Genomic DNA, 23001 nt, shown 5'->3' on the forward strand with positions numbered 1-23001 from the left:
AACAAAATTAAAAATACTATTTAAGGAAATCAATATGTTTGCATCTAAAGAAGGTCAATCAATCCCTCAAGTAACATTCCCAACTCGCCAAGGTGATGCATGGGTTAACGTAACTACTGAAGAGCTATTCAAAGACAAGACAGTTATCGTATTCAGCCTACCAGGTGCGTTTACTCCAACATGTTCTTCAAGCCACCTACCTCGTTACAACGAACTACATTCAGTGTTCAAAGAAAACGGCGTTGATGACATCCTTTGTGTTTCTGTAAACGACACGTTCGTAATGAACGCATGGAAAGCAGACCAAGAAGCGGAAAACATCACATTCATCCCTGATGGTAACGGTGATTTCACAGACGGCATGGGTATGCTAGTTGAGAAAAACGACATCGGCTTCGGCAAACGTTCATGGCGCTACAGCATGCTGGTTAAAAACGGCGTGGTAGAAAAAATGTTCATCGAAGAAGACGTACCAGGCGACCCGTTCAAGGTTTCTGATGCAGACACTATGCTGAACTACCTTGCTCCTGAGCACAAAGAGCAAGAGTCAATCACAGTATTCACTAAGCCAGGCTGTCCTTTCTGTATGAAAGCAAAACAGAACCTAATCGACAAAGGTCTGAACTACGAAGAAGTGGTTCTAGGTAAAGATGCAACAACAGTAAGCCTACGTGCAATCTCTGGTCGCACTACCGTTCCTCAAGTATTCATCGGTGGCAAACACATCGGTGGTAGTGAAGAACTAGAAACTTTCCTAGGCTAATCGCTTCATCGCCGATATAGGCTTAGAAGTATCAGCTAACCCACCCTCTTGTGGGTTAGCTATTCCAAACACTCTTATCTGAGTTTTGGGAAAAAGAATATAGCTGGTGACTCGCCTGTCTTTTACTAACCTATAGTTAGCAATAAAAGCAGAGTCACAAGCTAAACCTAATAAAACAGAATCACAAAACTGACCCGTTATCCTGACTCTCAAAAAAATCACCAGAGTTGGAGGGGTTCGTTCAAACTAAATTCAGCCATTGCGAGAAAATTATTATGAAACAAGTCAATGTAGATGTAGCAGTTATCGGGGGCGGTACGGCAGGTCTAGGTTCTTACCGCGCTGCAAAAGCACACACTGACAGTGTCGTGATGATTGAAGGCGGCCCTTACGGTACTACCTGTGCTCGCGTTGGTTGTATGCCATCTAAACTGCTTATTGCAGCTGCAGAAAGCGTACACCAAATCGAGAAAGCTCCGGCTTTTGGCGTTCACCCACAAGGTGATATCGTGATTAACGGCCGTGAAGTGATGGACCGAGTGAAGTTTGAGCGTGACCGTTTTGTTGGTTTTGTTTTAGAAGGTGTTGATGAAATCCCAGAGCAAGACAAGATCTCTGGCTACGCAAAGTTCTTAGATGACAACACACTACAAATTGATGACCACACGGTTGTCACCGCTAAGCGTATTGTTATCGCGACCGGTTCTCGCCCTGCATACCCTGCCGTTTGGAATGAGCTTGGCGATCGCCTGATCATTAACGACGACGTGTTCAGCTGGGATGATTTACCAGAATCGGTTGCGGTATTTGGCCCTGGTGTTATTGGTCTTGAGCTTGGTCAGTCACTGCACCGCTTAGGCGTGAAGACCAAACTGTTCGGTTTGGGTGGTCAAGTTGGCCCAGTAACTGATCCAGAGATCATGGCTTATGCAGATAAAGCTTTCAATGAAGAGTTCTATCTCGATGCCGACGTGAAAATCGAAAGCATGCAGCGCATTACCACTGAATCGGGTGAGCCACGTGTCGAAATCCAGTTCATCAATAAACAAGGTGAATTAGAAACTAACGTCGTTGAATACGTACTAGCAGCAACAGGTCGTCGCCCTAACACTGACAAGCTTGGCTTAGAGAATACCTCTCTAGAGCTTGATGAACGTGGTGTGCCAATCGCAGACAACTACACGCTACAAACATCACTACCATCAATATTTATCGCTGGTGATGCGAGTAACCAACTGCCTCTACTGCATGAAGCAGCAGACCAAGCTCGTATTGCGGGTGACAATGCAGGTCGCTTCCCAGAGATTCGTGCAGGCCTACGCCGCTCTAAAATCTCGGCAGTATTCTCTGACCCGCAAATCGCGATGGTTGGTGAAACCTACAAAGAGATCACCACACGCTTGGGCACATGTGGCTGTTTCGCAACGGGTGAAGTGTCTTTCGAAAACCAAGGTCGTTCTCGAGTGATGCTGCGCAACAAAGGTATTCTGCACGTATACGGCGAGCAAGGTACAGGCCGCTTCCTTGGTGCTGAGATGATGGGACCAAACGCAGAACACTTGGCTCACTTGTTAGCATGGGCACACCAGAACAAGATGACGGTTTCTGAGATGCTAGACATGCCGTTCTACCACCCAGTAATCGAAGAGGGTGTACGAACTGCCCTACGTGACCTGAATGCGAAACTGCACCTAGGCCCAGAGATGGTGAAACACTGCCTAGATTGTGGCCCTGGTTGTTAAATTATTGATATTTAATATAAATAGCTTGCCTTTGGTAAGCTATTTTTCTATTTACCCACATATTTCATAATGTTTTCCACACCAAGTATGATTAAAGTCACTTGGTTACTTTTAGATACATTTCGACACTTCCATTCATCCCCTTGCATACCTCTATAATAGTAACTCATCGAAAGGTGACCTTTATTCCATAAAGGGAATTTTCAGCAATTTACTACAACTAAAATGTTCACAAGGAAGATGTAATGTTCAAACAAAGTTTGCTAGCAGCAACCATTACTTTGGCTTTAATTGGGTGCGGCTCAGACTCCAATTCAGGATCAAGCGAGGAAACTATAACCTCATACCAATTTATTGATTCTGCTGTTGAAGGGTTATCATACACAACAAGCTCAGGGTTAAATGGAGTAACGGATTCAGAAGGGAATTTCAACGCCCTCCCGCACGATTCAGTCACCTTTTATATTGGTGGTCCTGATGGTGTAAAAGTAGGAGCAGCTTCAGTGCAAGAAGTAGTAACACCGTTTGAAGCAGCTGGTAAATACAACAGAGCGATAAACTTAGCGGTTCTACTCCAGTCTGTTAATAACCAATTTGGTAGTTCCGGAAGCGGCGTTTTAACTATCCCGGAAAAGCTGCAAGACAGAGACGATCAGCAAGTTGCTGATGCGTTAGTCAACCTTAGACTCGACAATATCAGCAGTGTTGAGACTTTTTTAACTGAGATTGGCGTTGCTTCCACGAACATAGTGACTGACGCTGAAGCTATCGCACATATGTCTGATTCTTTTGGTGAAATGGTGCGTGGAGACGTTGATACCAACAACCCGTTCGCACAAGGTGGTCATAAACACGTACGCTATATCGATGTTACTCAGTATAAAATCGCTACAGACTTAGACCCACAAACATTTACCTACGTACATGCAGATAAAACCCTGCCAATCGAGCTCTTTGAAAAAACTCGTGGCATGACATCTATGGACTTCACTTTAGATTCAGAAAACGTAGTTATGCTTGCTGGCTCAAACGACACATCCCTTTCGGAAAGCAGAGCTGAAGATTATTTAAACTGCCTCGCGGCAGGCCATAACTTTGTTGATAAAAGCTGTGATGGAATCCCCGACGAAAATTATTCGATCATTAAAAATGGGACATTCGCTTACCAACTGCAAGACCCTGAAGGTGTTCAAGAAACCAACGAACCATTTCCTTGGGATGAGTTCAATTTTGGTCCATTCCAAGCAAGCACTATTAGTGAGTTAAATCACTTCAATGAACGAGTTCGAGACGATAAAGATGATGGAGATATCGACTCCGCATGGCAGCGTGAAGTTATCTCAGGAGCTTACGACCCGATTACTGGCATCTACACAGAGATTACTAACAAAACAGAGTTAAATGGAGATAGCTGTGATCTATCGCCATCAAGTTGCACCGATAGCCGAAACACTCAGTTAGTCGCATTCTATTATCCTGTAGATGAGGCTGGAGGTGAGCGCTACGTAAACTTTGAAGGTGAATGGGTTAACACTCAGATTTGCGCAGACAACTCCGTAGCGAAGGAAAGCTACTCTTTCTCAGAATCCAATGTCACCATCAGCGGTTCGGAATGTCAAAATGGAACCGCACAAGACAATACCCATGACGAACCATACACCTATGAAGATTTAGCTAACATCGATTATTGGTGGTTCAACCAAACAGGTCGACAATCTCAGGCAACCCTTACAGAGTTGAACACGGTCGTGCGCTTCTGTGATCAAGATGACTATGTTCAGGGTGACGTGTGCCCTGACAATAAAGAGTATTTCGTCAAATGGGAATACCAACCTGCTGGGACAGACTGGGATCAAGGCTTGTTAATCCGTACGAAGAAATCTAAGTCGGGTCAAGTTGTTGGTCGTAGCATAATGCAAAAAGTATCTAGCTAACTGTTTCAGAATTAGTCATATAAAAAAGCCTCGCATAACAGCGAGGCTTTTCATTGAACTAAGAATGACTTAACAACAGCTGTTTTTCTCAGCAGCAATCACAGAGATCTCAACAAGTAGCGCTTCGCGAGCCATGTCGCCTGTCACACATGCGCGAGCTGGAGCGTGGCCTTCTGGAACCCATGCATCCCAAACTGCGTTCATTTCTTGGAAGTCTTTCATGTCTTTCAAGTAAATCGTTGCTGACAGCATGTGCTCTTTGTCGCTGCCTGCTTGCTCAAGTAGCGCTTCTACTTTATCTAACATGGTTTGAGTTTGTTCAGTGATGTCTTTAGTTGCATCAGCACAAACTTGGCCACATAGGTAGATAGTACCGTTGTGTTTAACAATACGGCTCATACGTTGCTTGGTTTCTTGGCGCTCAATCATCGACTTTCTCTCTCTGTGTCACCGTGATCCAATATCTTGTGACGTGTTATTATCAGGGCAACAAGCATAACGCGAATCAAACCCAAGATGACATGCATTCATTGCAATAAAAGTGAAAAAATCCGTAACAAACTCGGTCGCTGCCAGCGTTGCATGAATCAGCTGATGGTGTTGTCGATTTTGAGTTGGGGAGTATGGTGGCTGTTTTTCAGAGAAGACCCAAAAACCATCAATGCCATCGCGTTGATGATGGCCGCTTTCGCGTTCAGTGGCTTGCTGTCGTTGCATTGGGTCATGAAGTTTGTGGTGCTACCGTTAAAGGGCAAAAAACGTTAGCTGGAAGTCTTTATTGGATAAAGAGTAGTGATTAGAGACAGGGCTAAACAATCCGATAATTCATCATAATTTTCGAGCTATTGTCATTTCCCGAACAGCAGATAGAAAAAAGCCCCAGAACCAATCGATTCTAGGGCTTTCTTAGAAAATTCTAAGAAAAAGCAGTGGTACTTTAATAGACCGGGCTTTTCTTAGTTTGTTCCCAAAAAAGATCAGATTTTTGATCTTTTTTTTAGGAGCTATAAAATCAATGCCTTATGCAACATTAACCTTAGCAATTATCTGCTCTACCAAGTTCACTTCCAATGCCACTTCATCACACGCATGTTGACGAGGACACTGGTCACAATCTTTCAGTACCTTCTCAGGCAGCAGAGATTTCGATGTTGGTAAGAAATCATGCTTCATAAAGAACTCTGGAGTACGAGTCAGCACAAACACCTTCTTGATGGCCATTTGTCGCGCTTTCTCAACCAAGTGCTGCACAATTGCGGTACCCTGCCCTTGACCTTGCCAGCCAGCTTCGACACCCAGTGAACGGATTTCCGCTAGGCCAGAGTCATACACATAGAGTGATGCACAACCTGTCACCTCACCATGATGCTCTGCGACCGCAAACGAGCCAATATCACGCACCAGTTCATTACGAGAACGAGGTAGGTTTTCACCCATGTTCGCCCAGTAAGCGACCATACCTTCCAACGCTTCAATATCGGTCAGACGAGCAGGACGAACCTTGACGATGGACGTATCACGCTGTGATAAACGTTTCTCAGCTTGGTCAACCGCGTAAGCCACTTGCTGTGGAGATACACCGCCTAGCGCGCTACGTTTTTCAAGACACGATTCAATGGTCAGGATGTCATACACATCTTCCTCAATCACCTCAGAGAACTCTTTCATCTCTGCGATGGTTAATTCTTCTAATGCACAGCCTTTAGCAATCGCCGCCACTACCGTCACACCAACAATATGGTGAGCTTCACGGAAAGGAATCCCTTTCGCTACTAGGTAATCAGCCAATTCAGTTGAGTTCGCGTAGCCTTGTTTCGCGGCTTCAAGTGTACGTTCGCCGTTCACTTTAATGCCGTCAAAACAGAGTGCTGCCATTTCCATACAATCATTCCAAGTATCTAAAGCGTCGAACAGACCTTCTTTATCTTCTTGCATGTCTTTGTTGTACGCCAAAGGCAGAGCTTTTACTGTCATCATCATTGCCGCTAATGAACCGTAAACACGGCCAGTTTTGCCACGGATAAGCTCTAGCGCATCTGGGTTTTTCTTTTGTGGCATCAGAGATGAACCTGACGTCACGGTATCCGCTAACTCGATGAAGTTTGATTCACCTGAGTTGTAGAAAATCATATCTTCTGCAAGACGCGAAAGGTGAAGCATAGAGATAGAAGCAATCGACATTAGCTCCATCACATGGTCGCGGTCAGAAACTGAATCTAGAGAGTTGCGCGTTGCACGACGGAAACCTAAGTTGTGAGCTAACTCTTCACGGTCCATCGGGTAAGCTGTTCCAGCAAGGGCACCAGAACCCAGCGGACATGTGTCTAGACGCTTAATCGCATCATTCAAACGTGAATAATCACGCTCAAGCATTTCAACGTAAGCCAAGCACCAGTGAGCAAAAGTTACCGGCTGAGCACGTTGTAAGTGAGTGTAGCCAGGAAGCACGGTTTCTTGATGCTGAGAAGCAACGTTCACCATTTGGCTTTGTAGGCGATCCAATGCCAGTAGCAGTTGGTTACCTTGCTGACGACACCATAGTTTCAGGTCTGTCGCCACTTGGTCGTTACGAGAACGGCCAGTGTGAAGTTTTTTGCCCAAGTCACCGACTTTGCCGATAAGTTGCTGCTCAACCCAGCTGTGAATATCTTCTGCATCAGAACGTAGAATCTGTTCAGGATCTTCCATCACCTCAAGTTTTAGCTCATTCAGCGCTAACTCAAGCTTCTGTTGCTCTTCTTCTGTTAATACGTTGACCGACAGTAGAGCTTTAGACCAGGCAATTGAGCCCACAATGTCTTGCTCAGCCAATCGGTAATCAAAACGAAGAGAATCGTTAAAATCTTTGAACCGGGTGTCTGCTGCTTGGGTAAATCTACCGCCCCATAATGCCATTGTGTATCTCCTAATTGCACAGTGCTCACTGTTTTTGCAAATGATAATTCTGATTAAGATTCAGTATTTTTCTGATGGTTTAAACTTACGGCAATTCAAAATGAAAATAAAGTATTAATTCATTATTTTCACATATTTATTCACCAACAGTTCAATCCATTGATTATTTTTAGCGTGGAGCGCGAATTATATGCCATCCGATAGGAAAAACCGAAGCTGATTTATTAGGCAAATAGAAAGTAAAAAGCCCACTCACTAATCAATAGTGAATGGGCTTTGCATAATAATGTCTGTTTACTAACCTTCAATCTTTCATCAAAGGCTAGCTCACTAACTCATTGTTAGGATTACTTTTGGCTATTCAAAGCACGGATACGGCTTGATAGCGAGTAAAGGCGGATGAAGCCTTCAGCATGGCTTTGGTCGTAAACTTCATCTTCACCAAAGGTTGCAAACTCTTCTGAGTACAGGCTGTTGTCAGAACGCTTCTGAGTCACCGTTGCATGGCCTTTGTAAAGCTTGATAACCACTTCACCATTCACGTCTTGTGCTAGCTCTTCTGTCGCGGCAAGGATTGACTTACATAGTGGAGTGAACCAACGACCATCGTATACAAGGTGAGAAGCCTTAACACCGAGCTCTTCACGGAATTCGAATGCCGCTTTATCAAGAACCAGTTGCTCTACTGCACGCAGTGCTTCCATCATGATTGTGCCACCCGGAGTTTCGTAACAACCACGAGACTTCATGCCAACAAGACGGTTCTCTACGATATCGATACGACCAACACCGTGCTTAGCACCTTTCTCGTTTAGGTAAACCAGTGCGTTGTATGGCGTCATTGTTTCGCCATCAACCGCAACCACTTCGCCTTTTTCAACTTTAAGCGTCACTGTTTCAGATTCGTTTGGCGCTTGCTCAGGGTCTACAGTCCAAGCCCAGCAATCTTCGTTAGGTGCATTCCATGTGTTTTCTAGAACGCCGCCTTCTGTTGAGATGTGCCATGCGTTTGCATCACGCGAGTAAATCTTAGTAAGAGAAGCCGTACAAGGGATGTTACGCTCAGCCAGGTAATCTAGACACTCTTCACGACTCACTAGATCCCATTCACGCCATGGTGCAATTACGTGTAGATCAGGTGCTAGTGCAGCAAATGCGCCTTCAAAACGAACTTGGTCATTACCTTTACCAGTACAGCCGTGACACAGTGCGTCTGCACCTACTTTACGTGCGACTTCAACCTGTGCTTTCGCGATGATTGGACGCGCCATCGACGTACCTAGTAGGTATTTACCTTCGTAGTAAGCGCCCGTTTTCAGCGTTGGGTAGATGTAGTCAGCAACCATCTCTTCTTTAAGGTCTGCGATGTAACACTCAGATGCACCAGAAGCTTTTGCTTTCTCTTCGATACCAATCAACTCTTCGTCGCCTTGACCAACATCCGCAACAAACGCAACCACTTCACAGTCATAGTTCTCTTTCAACCATGGAATGATTACTGATGTGTCTAGACCGCCAGAGTAGGCTACTACAACTTTCTTTACGTTAACTTTGCTCATTTTCTTTCTCCTAGTTTCCATACTGCACATGGCGGTCAGCGTTGGAAATGACTTCATAATTATATGTTTATTTAATTTGTCTAAATTCTTTAAGTAGTGACTCGTTGTGAGACCTACTGAGGTAAAAACTGTGTTCCTATGCTTTTACCTGAAAACAGTTGTGTTAGCTTTTCTGGGTATCGCCAAGTGGCAACTTCGATTGGTCGTCCAAGGTCGTTAGCGGCTTCTAGTGCAGCTTGAACCTTAACGATCATGCCGTCGGTAATCACTTTGCCGGCAATAAGGTCATCGGCTTGCTGTTGATTAAGACTTGGAATGAGGTGGCCTTTGCCATCCAACACACCACTTACATCAGAAAGCAGTACCAGTTCAGCATCAAGTGCGCCCGCAACGGCAACCGCAGCTTGGTCGGCATTGACGTTCATCAGTTGACCTTGCTCAGTAAGACCAATTGAGCTAATGATTGGCAGTGCGCCCGCATTAAGAATCGCTTGCAGAACGGTTGAGTCGCCCGGCTCCGCTTTTCCTACCGCGCCCAGTTCAGGGTTCAGTTCGCTCACTTTGCATAAACCACCGTCTGCTAGGCTTAAACCAACGGCATTGATACCGTCTTTAATTGCCTGACCTTGAAGTAGTTTGTTGGCCGTGCCCGCTAGTGCACCAGCGATCACAGGGATCTGATCATAAGGAGTAACACGTAGCCCTTCTTTCTTAACGGTTTCTAGATTCAACTTATTCATCAAATCATCAACAAGGTAACCGCCACCGTGAACAATCACGATTGGTCGTTGTGCCTGTTGTTGGTAAGCAGAGATAGCACCAAATAACTTGCTAAGTGTTTCACCACAAGATAGCGCTGCGCCACCTAACTTTATGATTAATGGTTGATTATTAAGGCTCATATCTAGATTTCCTTACACTAACGCAGTTAATGGCGCAAAACCATAACGTAAATTTAAACACTGCATCGCTTGGCTAGATGCACCCTTTAATAAGTTATCAATCGCTGAAACAACGATGATGTGTTGACCTTGAACCTTCCAACCTAAGTCGCAGAAAGGTGTCTGTTCTACATCTTGAATTCTTGGCAGTGTCTCTTCGAGTAATCTCACTGCTGGTTTACCTTGGTAAGCTTGTTCAAAGGCATCTTGTATCTGTTGTTCTGTCACGCCTTCAGCCAGTTTCATGGTGATGGTCGCTAAAATACCGCGCTTAAAGTTGCCGAGGTGTGGAGTGAAAATAACATCACATCCTAAATGTGCAGCCATTTCAGGTTGATGACGGTGATTGAAGACGCCATAAGCTTGCAGGCTTACTTCGCAGAAGCTGTTAACCATCGTCGCCTTGCGGCCTGCACCAGTCACACCGCTAGTCGCGTTAATCACTGGCCATTGGTTTTCATCCAGTAACTTGGCCTCAACCAAAGGTTTAATCGCCAGTTGTGATGCCGTTGGGTAACAACCCGCGACAGCGACAAGCTGAGCTTCTTTAATTTCTTGTTCGTTCCATTCCGCTAAACCGTAAGCCGCTTTGTCTAGCCATTGTGCGTGTTGATGTTCAAAACCGTAAAACTCTTGATAGAAGTTTTCGCCTTTAACTCTGAATGCTCCCGATAGGTCGAAGACTTGGCAATCGTTCTCTAGAAAAATTGGCGCTAGGTCGTGACTGACTTCGTGTGCCGTTGCTAAGAAAATCACATCAGATTGTTTAGCTACTTCTTCCGGATTTGTTAAAGGTTGTACTGGCATATCAATCAAACCAGCTAACTTACCGTGCAGTGCCGCTATAGGTTTACCTGCGTCTACACTATTGGCTGAGACATATAAACCTGATAGCGTGAGCTCATGGTGTCTGTTTATCATTAGAGCCAGTTCTGCTCCTGTGTAGCCGCTTGCGCCAATGATCGTGGTTTTCAACATCTCAACACATCCATTTCTGAGGTAAGTTACATTTCAAATTTGACTATTCATACTTAATTTTTAGCTTTATTTGATTTCTTATGCATTAAATATGATTTAATATGTGTTTTACCGACTTATGGTTTTCCTGTCAATAGTAGAAGTGAAGTTATTATGCAATTACCGAGTTTTCTTGAGGTCTACAAAGGCCTAATTTCCACAGACTCTATTAGCTCGACCGATCCAAGCTGGGATCATGGCAACGAGAAAGTGATCGAAAAAATGGCTCAATGGTTTAAAGACGTAGGCTTTAGCGTTGAAGTCGTGGAAGTCGAACCCGGCAAGCATAATATGGTCGCTAAGATGGGATCGGGCGAAGGTGGCTTGCTACTCGCAGGACACAGCGACACAGTGCCATTTGATGAAGGACGTTGGAACTTCGACCCTCACGCACTAACAGAACACAACAATCGCTTCTATGGATTAGGCACAGCCGATATGAAAGGCTTTTTCGCTTTCGTTTATGAAGCGGCAAAGAAGATGGATTGGAGCAAACAGACCAAGCCGCTATATGTATTGGCAACCTGTGACGAAGAGACCACCATGCTGGGTGCGCGTCATTTCACTGAAAATGCACCGTTTAAACCGGATTACTGCATTATTGGTGAGCCAACCAGCCTTGTGCCGATTCGTGGCCATAAAGGCCATGTTGCTAACGCTGTGCGAGTAACGGGTAAATCAGGTCACTCTTCTGATCCTGCATTAGGTGTCAACGCCATCGAGATCATGCATGAAGTGTTGTTCGCTTTAATGCAACTGCGTGACAAGCTAGTCAAAGAGTATCACCACCCGGGTTTCGCAATTCCAAGCCCCACTCTAAACCTTGGCCATATCCACGGTGGCGACAGTGCCAACCGTATCTGTGGTTGCTGTGAGCTGCACTATGATGTGCGTCCTTTGCCAGGTATCAGCCTAGATGGCTTGGATAACATGCTGCGCAGCGCACTTAAAGAAGTGGAAGCAAAATGGCCGGGCAGAATCGAGATTACGCCACTGCACGAACCTATCCCAGGTTATGAGTGCCAACACGACCATCCATTTATTGGTGGCATGGAATCCGTTTGTGAGATTGAATCGCAAACCGTCAACTACTGCACTGAGGCACCTTTCCTTCAAGAACTTTGCCCAACCTTAGTGCTAGGGCCGGGCTCTATCGACCAAGCTCACCAACCAGATGAGTTCCTAAGCTTCGATTTTATCGATCCAACGATTGATGTTCTGAGTAAATCTATTCGTAAATATTGTTTCTAGTTATTGCTACCCTTGCGATACTTTTTTATAAAAGCTGCCCTAAAAGGTGGCTTTTATTCTGTTATCCCAGCCAAAGCCTGATCTTGTAATTAAATTTCACTTTATTCCGAAGTCTTGGAAAATTTACTTCTCCCGCATTTCGAAAACTAATAATTGCAAACTTAGAATGCTTTATTTGACTAGATACAGCACTTTTCGCTAGATTGTGTACTTAACAAGGAACAATGGATGTAATTTTTTTACGAGGCAGGATGACAATGAACGAGAAATACGCCGCTCTCAAGAGTAACGTAAGCATGCTGGGACGCTTGCTAGGTAACACAATCCAAGATGCACATGGTGACGTTATCTTAGAGAAAGTGGAGACTATCCGTAAACTTTCCAAATCCGCCCGCGCAGGCAACAAAGCTGACCGTGACAGCCTAGTTGAAGAAATCAAAAACCTGCCGAACGAACAACTCACTCCTGTTGCTCGTGCATTTAACCAATTTCTCAACCTCACCAACATGGCAGAGCAGTACCACACCATCTCTCGCCACTGTGAGGAGCATGTTTGTGAACCAGACGTGCTGCAATCTCTATTTTCCAAATTAAACCAGAATGACATCAGCAAGCTAGATGCGGCTCAAGCCGTTCGCGACCTGAACATTGAACTCGTTCTGACTGCACACCCAACAGAAATCACTCGTCGCACCATGATCAACAAATTGGTTAAGATCAACGAGTGTCTGTCTAAATTAGAATTAAGCGACCTATCACACAAAGAGCGCGTGAAAACAGAACGTCGCCTAGAGCAACTTATCGCTCAAGGTTGGCACTCAGATGTGATTCGTCAGCAACGCCCTACGCCACTTGATGAAGCGAAATGGGGCTTTGCGGTTGTTGAAAACTCACTTTGGGAAGCTGTACCAGATTTCCTACGTGAAATGGACGGCCGACTAAAAGGCTACCTTGGTGAAGGTCTACCAATTGATGCGCGCCCGGTACACTTCTCATCTTGGATGGGCGGTGATCGCGATGGTAACCCATTCGTAACGCACACCATCACCAAAGAAGTACTGCGCCTATCTCGCTGGAAAGCCGCTGACCTTTACCTAGGTGACGTAAACGAGCTGATTACCGAACTATCGATGACTAAGTGTAATGATGCCGTTCGTGAACTAGCGGGTGATGAGCATGAAGCTTACCGAGCAATCCTAAAGAGCCTACGTACTCTGCTGAACAACACGTTAGAAGTGCTCGATGCAAAACTGCATGATGCTGAAGTACCGAAGAAAGAAACACTACAGAACATCGACCAACTTTGGACACCGCTTTACGCGTGTTACCAATCGCTGCACGAATGTGGCATGGGCGTAATCGCAGACGGTTCTCTACTTGATACCTTGCGCCGCCTAAAAGCATTCGGTGTACACCTAGTGCGTCTCGATGTTCGTCAAGAAAGTACACGTCACTCAGATGTGCTGTCTGAACTGACTCGCTACCTAGGCATTGGCGACTACGACCAGTGGAGCGAGCAAGACAAGATTGCTTTCTTAACCAATGAATTAAGCTCTAAGCGCCCACTACTTCCTCGTGATTGGGAGCCATCTGAACAGGTTAAAGAGGTTTTAGACACCTGTAAGGTCATCGCTGCTCAACCTCGTGAAGCCTTCGGCGCTTACGTGATTTCTATGGCTCGTACTGCATCGGATGTACTGGCTGTTCACTTGCTGCTGCAAGAGTGTGGTTGCCCGTATCGCATGGACGTGTGTCCACTGTTCGAAACGCTAGACGACTTGAACAACTCAGAAGCAGTGATGAAACAGCTAATGAGCATCGACTTGTACCGTGGCTTTATCCAAAACCACCAAATGGTGATGATTGGATACTCTGACTCAGCAAAAGATGCCGGCGTTATGTCTGCAGGTTGGGCTCAATACGATGCAATGGACAAGCTGGTTAAGGTTTGTGATGAAGAAGGCATTGAACTGACTCTATTCCACGGTCGTGGCGGTACAGTTGGTCGTGGTGGCGCTCCGGCGCACGCTGCTCTTCTTTCTCAGCCACCTAAGAGCTTGAAAGGCGGTTTACGTGTAACAGAGCAAGGCGAAATGATCCGCTTTAAACTTGGCTTACCAGACGTTGCTGTAAACAGCTTCAACCTTTACGCAAGCGCGATTCTAGAGGCGAACCTTCTGCCGCCACCTGAGCCAAAACAAGAGTGGCGCGACCTAATGGAAGTGCTATCTCAAGTATCTTGTGAGGCTTACCGCAACGTGGTTCGTGGCGAAGAGAAATTCGTACCTTACTTCCGTCAAGCGACACCTGAACTGGAGCTAGGTAAACTGCCTCTTGGCTCTCGCCCTGCGAAACGTAACCCGAACGGCGGCGTAGAAAGCCTACGTGCGATTCCATGGATCTTCTCTTGGAGCCAAAACCGTTTGGTACTGCCTGCATGGTTAGGCGCTGGTGAAGCGATTCAGTACTCTGTAGATCAAGGCCATCAAGCCCTGCTCGAAGAGATGTGTCGCGAGTGGCCGTTCTTCTCTACCCGTCTCGGTATGTTGGAAATGGTGTACTCGAAGTGCAACATGGAAATCGCTAAGTACTACGACCAACGCCTTGTTGACGAAGAGCTATTACCATTAGGTGAGTTACTGCGTGAACAGCTGCAAAAAGACATCAAAGCCGTGCTAAATGTTGAGAACAACGAGAACCTAATGCAGAGCGACCCTTGGGGACTTGAGTCAATCCGCCTACGTAACATCTACGTTGAGCCACTAAACATGCTTCAAGCTGAACTGCTTTACCGTACTCGTAAGTGTGAAACACCACCAGCAGAGCTTGAAGAAGCGCTAATGGTGACGATTGCAGGCATTGCAGCAGGCATGCGAAACACTGGTTAATTAGTGATTCCTACCATTCAACAGACAAAAGGTCGCCTAGTGCGACCTTTTTATTTCACAAAATAAGCAATACTGAGTTTTTTGTCAGTTTTTTGGGTTATTTTGTCCATGTATTCTACTTTATGCTTATTATTTAGATATACTACTGCTCCGCTGCGGAAACACTCCAAAAAATAATCTGCAGCATCTTGACCAATAAACTGGTCAACCTAGGTGATAAACGGCTTTGTAAGGTGACATAACCAACCGATGAGTTGGTGCTACTTAGACATAACCAATATAACGTGCCATTAGAAGCACACTTGTTGTTTAAGTATTTGTTTACTGTTTACCATTTGGATTTCAGACATGTCATTACCACACGTAATTCTAACCGTTTTAAGTACACGCGATGCTACTGGTTACGATATCACAAAAGAATTCTCCGCAAGCATTGGTTACTTCTGGAAAGCTAGCCATCAACAAGTTTACCGCGAGCTAAATAAAATGGCTCAGAACGACCAGGTAACTTGCGTGCTTGAGCCTCAAGAAGGCAAACCTGATCGTAAAGTTTACTCTATCACTGATGCTGGCCGTGGCGCGCTAGGTGAATGGTTTGAACAACCAACTGCACACCCAACCGTTCGTGACGAGTTCTCAGCTAAGCTAATGGCTTGTGCTGTACAACCTTCTGACGCTTACCGTGTACAGCTTGCTGAGCTAGTAGAAGAGTCTCGCAAACTGGTTTCTCACTACCGTGAAATCGAAGCAGCTTACTACGCAACGCCATCGACACTAGACAAGCAAGCACGCCTTGAGCGTCTAACACTTCGTCGTAACCTACTTATCCGTGAAGCATGGATTGTATGGGCTGAAGAAGTACTGCTTGAACTTGGCGCTCTAGCTTAAGTTAAGCTAGAAAAGCAAAAGGCTTGAACTCTATGAGTCCAAGCCTTTTTTGTATCTATAGGATTTGAAATGTTACTGCCAGAGGCTTTTTACAAGTGCTTAGGCTTTACTTCTTAGACTTTTCTTACAGCGCAGCGACTTGCGGACGAACACCTAGCGTATGGCAAAGTGCATAAGTCATTTCTGCACGGTTTAGCGTGTAGAAGTGGAAATCTTTCACACCTTCACGGCTCAGTGTACGAACCATATCAATTGCTTGGCTAGCACCAACAAGCTGACGAGTCGTTGGATCATCATCCAAACCTTCAAACTGCTTCGCCATCCAGCCCGGTACTTTTACGTTGTTCATCGCAGCAAAGCGAGATGCTTGCTTGAAGTTAGAAACCGGCAGAATGCCCGGTACAATCTCAACATCAACGCCAGCCGCTACACAGCGGTCACGAAAGCGTAGGTAGCTCTCTACATCAAAGAAGAACTGAGTGATGGCACGGTTGGCACCCGCATCCACTTTACGCTTTAGGTTAATAAGATCAGATTGAGCGCTTTTTGCTTCAGGGTGAACCTCAGGGAATGCCGCTACTGAGATATCAAAATCGTGGCGAGATTTAAGTAGCTCGACTAGGTCAGATGCGTACATCTCTGGCGCGCCGCCACCTGCTGGAATATCACCACGTAGCGCAACAATACTCTCGATACCATTTGCCCAGTAATCGTCGGCAATTTGAATCAGCTCTTCACGGCTTGCATCAATACACGTTAGGTGCGGTGCAGCCACTAGGCCGGTTTGGTTTTTAATTTCTTTAATGATTGAGTGGGTACGGTCACGTTCGCCCGAGTTTGCACCGTAAGTTACCGATACAAATTTTGGTTGAAGTGTTTTAAGGCGGTGAACAGAGTTCCACAGGGTCTCTTCCATCTTCTCACTGCTCGGTGGAAAAAACTCAAATGACACATTGATGTTGTCAGAAAGCTCAGCGATATTCTGATTTAAAGCGTCGATATGACTAGCGTGTGTGTATCCCATCTTACTCTCCCTGTGGCAAAAGCAACCACTAAAAACTCAAATCCTTAAACGACGTTTAGACGTCTATATGTCTGTAGAATGTATTGAATACGATTTAATGTCAACAGATCCATTATGAATTTTTCTCAAGTAGATCGTGAGTAAAACTCAAGTCGTTAGATGGGTCGCAAAGCAGAAATAATGTAGAAAAAAGGCTGAAAAACACATCGTGCTTTCAGCCTTATTTATCTTAGTGAATAGTATGCCATTTACGTACTAAAACAATTGATCTGAGTTTCAAACCAACCGATATGAGTATCAGAACAGGCTAGACATTCTGTTTAAATCAGATTGAATTGCACCTGCCGTTACTTCACGACCGGCACCTGGGCCACGAATAACCAATGGATTATCTTTGTACCATTTGCTCTCAATCGCAAAGATGTTGTCGCAAGGCAACAAGTTCGCCAGAGCATGTTCTTTAGATAGGGCTTCAACACCTACGGTTGCCTTACCATTCTTCTCTAAACGCGCTACGTAACGCAGAACCTTCTGTTGAGAGTGCGCTTTCTCTAAGCGCTCCGCCAACTCTTCGCTTAGCACAGAAGCCTTATCAAAGAAGTCATCTACCGACAGGTCTTGCAACTCTTCAGGTACCAGTGATTCCACTTTTACGTTTTCAGGTTCGATATCCAAACCAGATTCACGCGCCAGAATCACCAGCTTACGCATCACGTCTGAGCCATCTAGGTCAGCACGAGGGTCAGGTTCCGTAAGGCCTTGTTGCCATGCTAAGTCAACCAACTCGCTGAACGGCACGGTGCCATCAAACTGTTGGAACAACCAAGACAACGTGCCCGAGAAAATGCCAGACAACGCAATGATGTCATCGCCACTTTCACGTAGGTCACGTACCGTGTGGTTAATCGGCAATCCAGCACCCACTGTCGCGTTGTACAACCAATGACGGCTGATCTTAGCGAAAGCATCTTGTACTTGATGGTAATACTCGCTCGATGCAGAACCTGCCACCTTGTTCGCCGAGATTAGGTGAATACCTTGTTGTGCGATTTGCAGATACTTTGCTGCAAGCACTGGGCTCGCAGTCACATCCAGAACCACTGCTTCGTCATAACCTTGAATAGAGCCCAAACGCTCTAACCAGTCGTTACCATTGTTAGCAATAGCTTCGTCGTCAAAGCGCTTACCTACCGAAGTCGCATCAATGCCTTGATCGTCGAACCAATAGGTTTGGCTATCAACCACGGCAACCAATTCAAAGTTCATTCCACGGCGCTTTTCAAGTTCCGCTTTTTGCTCAGCAAACAGGCTTAACCAGCTTGAACCAATGTTGCCCTTACCACACAAGGCAATCGCAACACGCTTCTGCGCTTGGAACAATTGAGAGTGAATGCCTTTCACTAGACTTGATGTTTCACTCTTACGAATCACAGCCACCAAGCTTAAGCCTGAGTTCGCTTCTGAGATGAACTCAACCGGCGAGCTCTTAAGCTGCTGGTAGAAACCGTAGCAATGGTTAGGGTTCTTAGTCACACCCGCACCCACTGCAGCAATCAGAGAGAAACCTTCTTTTAGCTTAATCTCAGCTTCAATCGCATGGTCTTGGAGATATTCTAATGCACCACCAGCGATCTCTTCTGTGTAGGCAAGACGCAAACAGTGTTGATCCGGTTCAAGCTCATAAGCAAGCGGCTCAAGTTGAGCACGCTTAAGCCCTTCAAGCACTTCACTCTCTAGACGGTCGAAATCATGGCCGTGACCAAAAGTCAGTTGCACAATCAGCACTTCATCCAGAGAGGTAATGATTTTTGCACCGCGACCCGATGCCAGAACACGCTCAATCTGAGTCGAACCAGATTCCGGCTGATAGCTGCAGCGTAAGCTGAGATCCATAGCACTTTGAGCCACAGGCTGTAGCGTTCGGCTGTGAAGCACTGGAGCGGCAAGACGAGCCAATTCGCTGGCTTCATCAAGGCGAAGTAGAGGCAATAGACACGCATCTGAAACCAGACGAGGGTCAGCGCTGTAAACGCCTGCCACATCACTCCAAATCGTCACACGTTCAACTTCAGCCAAAGCACCAATCACGGTTGCTGAGTAATCCGAACCGTTACGGCCAAGCAATACCGTTTCACCCTCGCAGTTCTGAGCCATAAAGCCCGTAATCACCACGCGGCAATGTGCATGCTGCGCCAAGGCTTCTTTGATCAGAAGGTAAGAACGTGCGCGGTCGACTTCAGGCTGAGCGCCCACTTCTGCACGTAAAAAAGCACGCGCATCTTGAGCAACGGCTTGTAAATCATGCTGGCACAACAAAGCCGCGAGTAGACGTGAAGACCAAACCTCACCGTGTCCAAGCACTTTTGCTTTTTGTGCTTCGCTCAAGGGAGCCGTTAGCTCACCCAAAGCGGTAAATTCTTGTTGAATGGTTGAAGTAAGTTGTGCGGCTGATTCACCCTCAAGCAGTGCTTCAATCAGATCGAGTTGGAACTGACGAAGTGCTTGTAGGCATTCATGGGCAATACGACCATCTTTGTCGAGCGCTTCAACAAATTCAATCAAACGGTTGGTTGTTTTGCCTGCTGCCGATACCACCACCAAATCAGATGCTGATGAGTATTCTCTAAGAATGTTGACCACGCGTTGGTAACATTCAGGATTCGCTAAACTGCTGCCACCAAATTTATGTAGCTGGCGAAAGGTTGCCATTATTAACCCTCCCCTTCAGCGATAAAGCGCTGTGTTCTTTCAAACGCTTGCTTGAGGTCATCGATTAGGTCTTCTGCATCTTCAAGGCCAACAGATAGACGCAGTAGTTGCTGAGAAACACCCGCTTCTGCTAAGGCTTCTTCACCCATCGCGCGGTGAGTCATCGATGCAGGGTGACAAATCAGGCTTTCAACACCGCCCAATGATTCTGCCAAAGAAAACAGCTCTAACTTATCAACAAAGTATTTAAGCGCCTCGAATGAGCCCGCAAACTCAAAACTGAGCATGGAACCAAAGCCCGATTGCTGTTTCTTCGCGATATCATGACCCGGATGTTCAGGAAGGCTTGGGTGGTAAATAGTGCCAACAAGATCTTGTTGCTGTAGAGACGCTAGAATCTCACGTGAGCTTTCTTCGTGAACTCGCATACGCGCACCTAGCGTACGAATACCACGTAAAGTCATGTAGCTATCAAATGGTGTGCCGGTCGCACCAATACAGTTGCCCCACCATGCTAGCTCTTCAGCGTGCTCTTCAGTTTTCGTGACGACAACGCCACCAATAACGTCCGAGTGTCCGTTGATGTACTTAGTGGTTGAGTGGATAACAAAATCCGCACCCAGCTCTAAAGGCTTTTGGAACACAGGAGTCAAAAACGTGTTGTCGACAGCAACCAGAGCACCAACCTCTTTCGCTTTTCGGCAAGTTTCTGCAATATCAACCACACGAACCAAAGGATTCGATGGTGTTTCAATTAAGATCAACTTTGGCTTAAGCGCGATCGCTGCATCCAGTGCCGCTTGATCCGATTGATCAACGAATAGAACTTTGAAGTCACCTTTGAGTGAGCGAGTGTTAAACAGACGGTAAGTACCACCGTAGCAGTCGTGTGGCGCGATAATAAGATCATCGCCACCTAAGAAAGCAGAAACCCATAAGTTTAGCGCCGAGGTACCACAGTTAGTGACCACCGCGCCTTTGCCCGATTCAAGCTCAAACAGTGCCGTTTCTAGTAAACCGCGGTTTGGGTTACCTGAACGGGTGTAATCGTACTTTGGCACTTCACCAAAAGCGGGAAAACCATAGTTAGTCGAAAGATAAATAGGTGGGACAACGGCATGGTGTTGCGTGTCTGACTCGATACCAGTACGTACTGCGATTGTTGCTGGCTTCCGGCTGCTCATAGGTGCTTCCTTACAAGTTTTGCGTCTGAGAATCACAGCTGCTTGTCGGCATTTTGCGACTGTGTTAGATATATGTTATTCACTTTACTTTCATAAACGTGAGACGTCAACACTTCTAGACGTCTATATGTCTTTGCTTATGGCGGTAAATCCCGCTAAAATCACCACTATTAATTTATTCTAACAACTAAAGTGATGAAGGTACGCAATGGCCGACTGGAATGGTGAATACATAAGCCCATATGCTGAGCATGGAAAGAAAAGCGAACAAGTAAAGAAAATTACAGTTTCTATCCCTTTAAAAGTGCTAAAGGTGCTTACTGACGAGCGTACTCGCCGCCAGATTAACAACCTACGCCATGCAACAAACAGTGAGCTACTGTGCGAAGCCTTTCTACATGCGTACACAGGCCAACCACTACCAACGGATGAAGACCTTCGTAAAGACCGCCCAGACGATATTCCTGCTGAAGTGAAAAAACTGATGACAGAGATGGGTATCGAGTTCGAAGCGTTTGACGAAGAATAAAAACAACTCAGTCACTGCCTTCATTATTGATTCGCTCTAGCTGAACCCTATTGATCACATCACGCATAGTTTTATATGATTGCGCTGTGAATGATAGACATAAAAAAACCGACTCCAGATGAGTCGGTTTTTTATTATTCTTTTGCGCTCAATAGAGCAGTCGCTATAAAACTATAACAAGCTATTAAGCCATATAGTTAGCAGGCATCTCGATACGAGCTACGCCAGATTCAACAGCCGCTTCCGCAACTGCTCGTGCTACGCGAGGAAGTAGACGTGGGTCCATTGGCTTAGGAATGATGTAACCCTTACCGAACTCCAGTGCAGTCTCGCCCGCAGCTGCTAGTACTTCAGCTGGAACTTCTTCTTTCGCCAGTTCACGAATCGCTTTAACCGCCGCTAGCTTCATTTCGTCATTAATTTCGCTCGCACGCACGTCTAGTGCACCACGGAAAATGAATGGGAAACAAAGTACGTTGTTTACTTGGTTAGGGTAATCACTGCGGCCTGTACCCATAATTAGGTCAGAACGAACTTCGTGTGCAAGCTCAGGCTTGATCTCTGGATCTGGGTTTGAACATGCAAACACAACAGGCTTATCAGCCATCAGCGTTAGTGCTTCAGCAGGCAGTAGATTCGGCCCCGATACACCCAAGAACAGGTCAGCGCCTTCGATAACATCTTCAAGCGTACGCTTATCAGTGTTATTTGCGAACAGCTCTTTGTATTCGTTGAGGTCATCACGACGAGTGTGGATCACACCTTTACGGTCAAGCATGTAGATTTTTTCACGCTGAGCGCCACACTTAATCAGTAGCTCCATACAAGCAACCGCTGCTGCGCCAGCACCTAAACAAACGGTCTTACACTCTTCAAGTTTCTTACCTTGAAGCTCGATCGCATTCAGCATACCCGCTGCCGTTACAATCGCTGTACCATGTTGGTCATCGTGGAATACCGGAACATCACAACGTTCAATCAGGCGGCGTTCAATCTCAAAACAGTCTGGTGCTTTGATGTCTTCCAGGTTAATACCGCCGAATGTATCTGCGATATTCGCAACCGTATCAACGAACTCATCGATTGTGCGGTGTTTCACTTCAATATCGATAGAATCTAAACCAGCAAAACGCTTAAACAAGAGCGCTTTACCTTCCATAACTGGTTTAGAGGCAATAGGGCCAAGGTTACCTAGGCCAAGAATCGCTGTACCGTTAGAGATAACAGCAACCATGTTGCCTTTACCTGTGTACTTATAAACGTTATCAACGTTCTGTGCGATCTCGCGAACAGGCTCAGCCACGCCAGGGCTGTATGCAAGTGCTAGGTCTTCTGCAGAGTTTGCAGGCTTCGTCAGTTCTACGGCAATTTTGCCTGGAATCGGGAACTCATGATAATCAAGAGCTTGCTGACGGAATTGTTCTTGAGGCGATAATTCTTGAGAGGATTGAGCTTGGCTGCTGTCTTCAGACATAGGTGTAGGTTCCTAGGATATTATTATTTGGGGGATCTTGTTCATGTTAATGGATGTACTTCAAAGTTCCTAGGTGGTTGAAGCCTCTGTCTCATTAAAAAACGAGATTTCACTACTAATAAGACCAGTGAGCAGTTGAAATTACTATCGCTTGTTGAAGTTTCGTGCTGAATTTTGGTGAAGAGAGATACGCAAGGAATTGC

Annotated in this window: 17 protein-coding genes; 8 read left to right on the plus strand and 9 right to left on the minus strand. The window is 45.8% G+C overall.

Annotated elements, in window-relative coordinates:
• Positions 1–34: 34 nt before the first annotated feature.
• From ACED46_RS03090 to ACED46_RS03100, 3 genes are all read left to right on the plus strand, one after another.
• Positions 35–763: a glutathione peroxidase gene (locus ACED46_RS03090; RefSeq protein WP_017061133.1), complete on the plus strand. Its 729-nt coding sequence runs from the start codon at positions 35–37 to the stop codon at positions 761–763.
• Positions 764–1038: 275 nt separating this feature from the next.
• The gene (locus ACED46_RS03095; RefSeq protein WP_371720877.1) at positions 1039–2505 is read left to right on the plus strand and encodes a dihydrolipoyl dehydrogenase; all 1467 of its coding nucleotides are present in this window, start codon (positions 1039–1041) and stop codon (positions 2503–2505) included.
• 245 nt (positions 2506–2750) lie between these two features.
• Positions 2751–4439: a hypothetical protein gene (locus ACED46_RS03100; RefSeq protein WP_371720878.1), complete on the plus strand. Its 1689-nt coding sequence runs from the start codon at positions 2751–2753 to the stop codon at positions 4437–4439.
• A gap of 69 nt (positions 4440–4508) precedes the next feature.
• Here ACED46_RS03100 and ACED46_RS03105 read toward each other — a convergent pair whose 3' ends face one another.
• On the minus strand, positions 4509–4868 hold the full coding sequence (locus ACED46_RS03105) for a RidA family protein (protein WP_017071317.1): 360 nt from the start codon (positions 4866–4868) through the stop codon (positions 4509–4511).
• A gap of 87 nt (positions 4869–4955) precedes the next feature.
• Between ACED46_RS03105 and ACED46_RS03110 the strand changes: the two genes are divergently transcribed.
• Positions 4956–5204, plus strand: a complete 249-nt coding sequence (locus tag ACED46_RS03110; RefSeq protein WP_029235423.1) for a DUF3624 domain-containing protein — start codon at positions 4956–4958, stop codon at positions 5202–5204.
• Positions 5205–5459: 255 nt separating this feature from the next.
• On the opposite strand, the gene argH is transcribed toward ACED46_RS03110, so the two are convergent.
• The 4 genes from argH to argC all read right to left on the minus strand — a co-directional run bounded on the left by argH (position 5460) and on the right by argC (position 10812).
• Positions 5460–7334 carry an argininosuccinate lyase gene (gene argH / locus ACED46_RS03115; protein ID WP_017061136.1) on the minus strand — a complete coding sequence of 625 codons (1875 nt, stop codon included), beginning with the start codon at positions 7332–7334 and terminating at the stop codon, positions 5460–5462.
• A gap of 347 nt (positions 7335–7681) precedes the next feature.
• Positions 7682–8893, minus strand: coding sequence for an argininosuccinate synthase (locus ACED46_RS03120; RefSeq protein WP_017061137.1), 1212 nt, complete (start codon positions 8891–8893; stop codon positions 7682–7684).
• 113 nt (positions 8894–9006) lie between these two features.
• Positions 9007–9795 carry an acetylglutamate kinase gene (gene argB / locus ACED46_RS03125; RefSeq protein WP_017063686.1) on the minus strand — a complete coding sequence of 263 codons (789 nt, stop codon included), beginning with the start codon at positions 9793–9795 and terminating at the stop codon, positions 9007–9009.
• Between the two features lie 12 nt (positions 9796–9807).
• Positions 9808–10812, minus strand: coding sequence for an N-acetyl-gamma-glutamyl-phosphate reductase (argC, locus tag ACED46_RS03130; protein ID WP_371720879.1), 1005 nt, complete (start codon positions 10810–10812; stop codon positions 9808–9810).
• Positions 10813–10965: 153 nt separating this feature from the next.
• On the opposite strand from argC, the gene argE reads away from it, so the two are divergent.
• The 3 genes from argE to ACED46_RS03145 all read left to right on the plus strand — a co-directional run bounded on the left by argE (position 10966) and on the right by ACED46_RS03145 (position 15878).
• Positions 10966–12102: an acetylornithine deacetylase gene (argE, locus tag ACED46_RS03135; protein WP_004729680.1), complete on the plus strand. Its 1137-nt coding sequence runs from the start codon at positions 10966–10968 to the stop codon at positions 12100–12102.
• Between the two features lie 251 nt (positions 12103–12353).
• The gene (gene ppc, locus ACED46_RS03140) at positions 12354–14990 is read left to right on the plus strand and encodes a phosphoenolpyruvate carboxylase (protein ID WP_017063683.1); all 2637 of its coding nucleotides are present in this window, start codon (positions 12354–12356) and stop codon (positions 14988–14990) included.
• A gap of 348 nt (positions 14991–15338) precedes the next feature.
• The gene (locus ACED46_RS03145; protein ID WP_017061141.1) at positions 15339–15878 is read left to right on the plus strand and encodes a PadR family transcriptional regulator; all 540 of its coding nucleotides are present in this window, start codon (positions 15339–15341) and stop codon (positions 15876–15878) included.
• Between the two features lie 124 nt (positions 15879–16002).
• Here ACED46_RS03145 and metF read toward each other — a convergent pair whose 3' ends face one another.
• The 3 genes from metF to ACED46_RS03160 form a co-directional block, all read right to left on the minus strand.
• Positions 16003–16902, minus strand: a complete 900-nt coding sequence (metF, locus tag ACED46_RS03150; RefSeq protein ID WP_004729683.1) for a methylenetetrahydrofolate reductase — start codon at positions 16900–16902, stop codon at positions 16003–16005.
• A gap of 297 nt (positions 16903–17199) precedes the next feature.
• Entirely contained in the window at positions 17200–19611 is a 2412-nt protein-coding gene (locus ACED46_RS03155) for a bifunctional aspartate kinase/homoserine dehydrogenase II (protein ID WP_371720880.1), read from the minus strand.
• 2 nt (positions 19612–19613) lie between these two features.
• Positions 19614–20795, minus strand: a complete 1182-nt coding sequence (locus ACED46_RS03160) for an O-succinylhomoserine (thiol)-lyase (RefSeq protein WP_017061143.1) — start codon at positions 20793–20795, stop codon at positions 19614–19616.
• 208 nt (positions 20796–21003) lie between these two features.
• Between ACED46_RS03160 and metJ the strand changes: the two genes are divergently transcribed.
• Positions 21004–21324 carry a met regulon transcriptional regulator MetJ gene (metJ, locus tag ACED46_RS03165; protein ID WP_004415993.1) on the plus strand — a complete coding sequence of 107 codons (321 nt, stop codon included), beginning with the start codon at positions 21004–21006 and terminating at the stop codon, positions 21322–21324.
• 184 nt (positions 21325–21508) lie between these two features.
• Here the strand turns inward: metJ and ACED46_RS03170 are convergent, their stop codons facing one another.
• A complete protein-coding gene (locus ACED46_RS03170) occupies positions 21509–22798 on the minus strand; it encodes a malic enzyme-like NAD(P)-binding protein (RefSeq protein ID WP_371720881.1) in 1290 nt (429 codons plus the stop codon).
• Positions 22799–23001 lie beyond the last annotated feature (203 nt).

It is taken from the genome of Vibrio sp. 1S139 (genome assembly GCF_041439475.1).
In the GTDB taxonomy this organism is placed as follows: domain Bacteria; phylum Pseudomonadota; class Gammaproteobacteria; order Enterobacterales; family Vibrionaceae; genus Vibrio; species Vibrio crassostreae_C.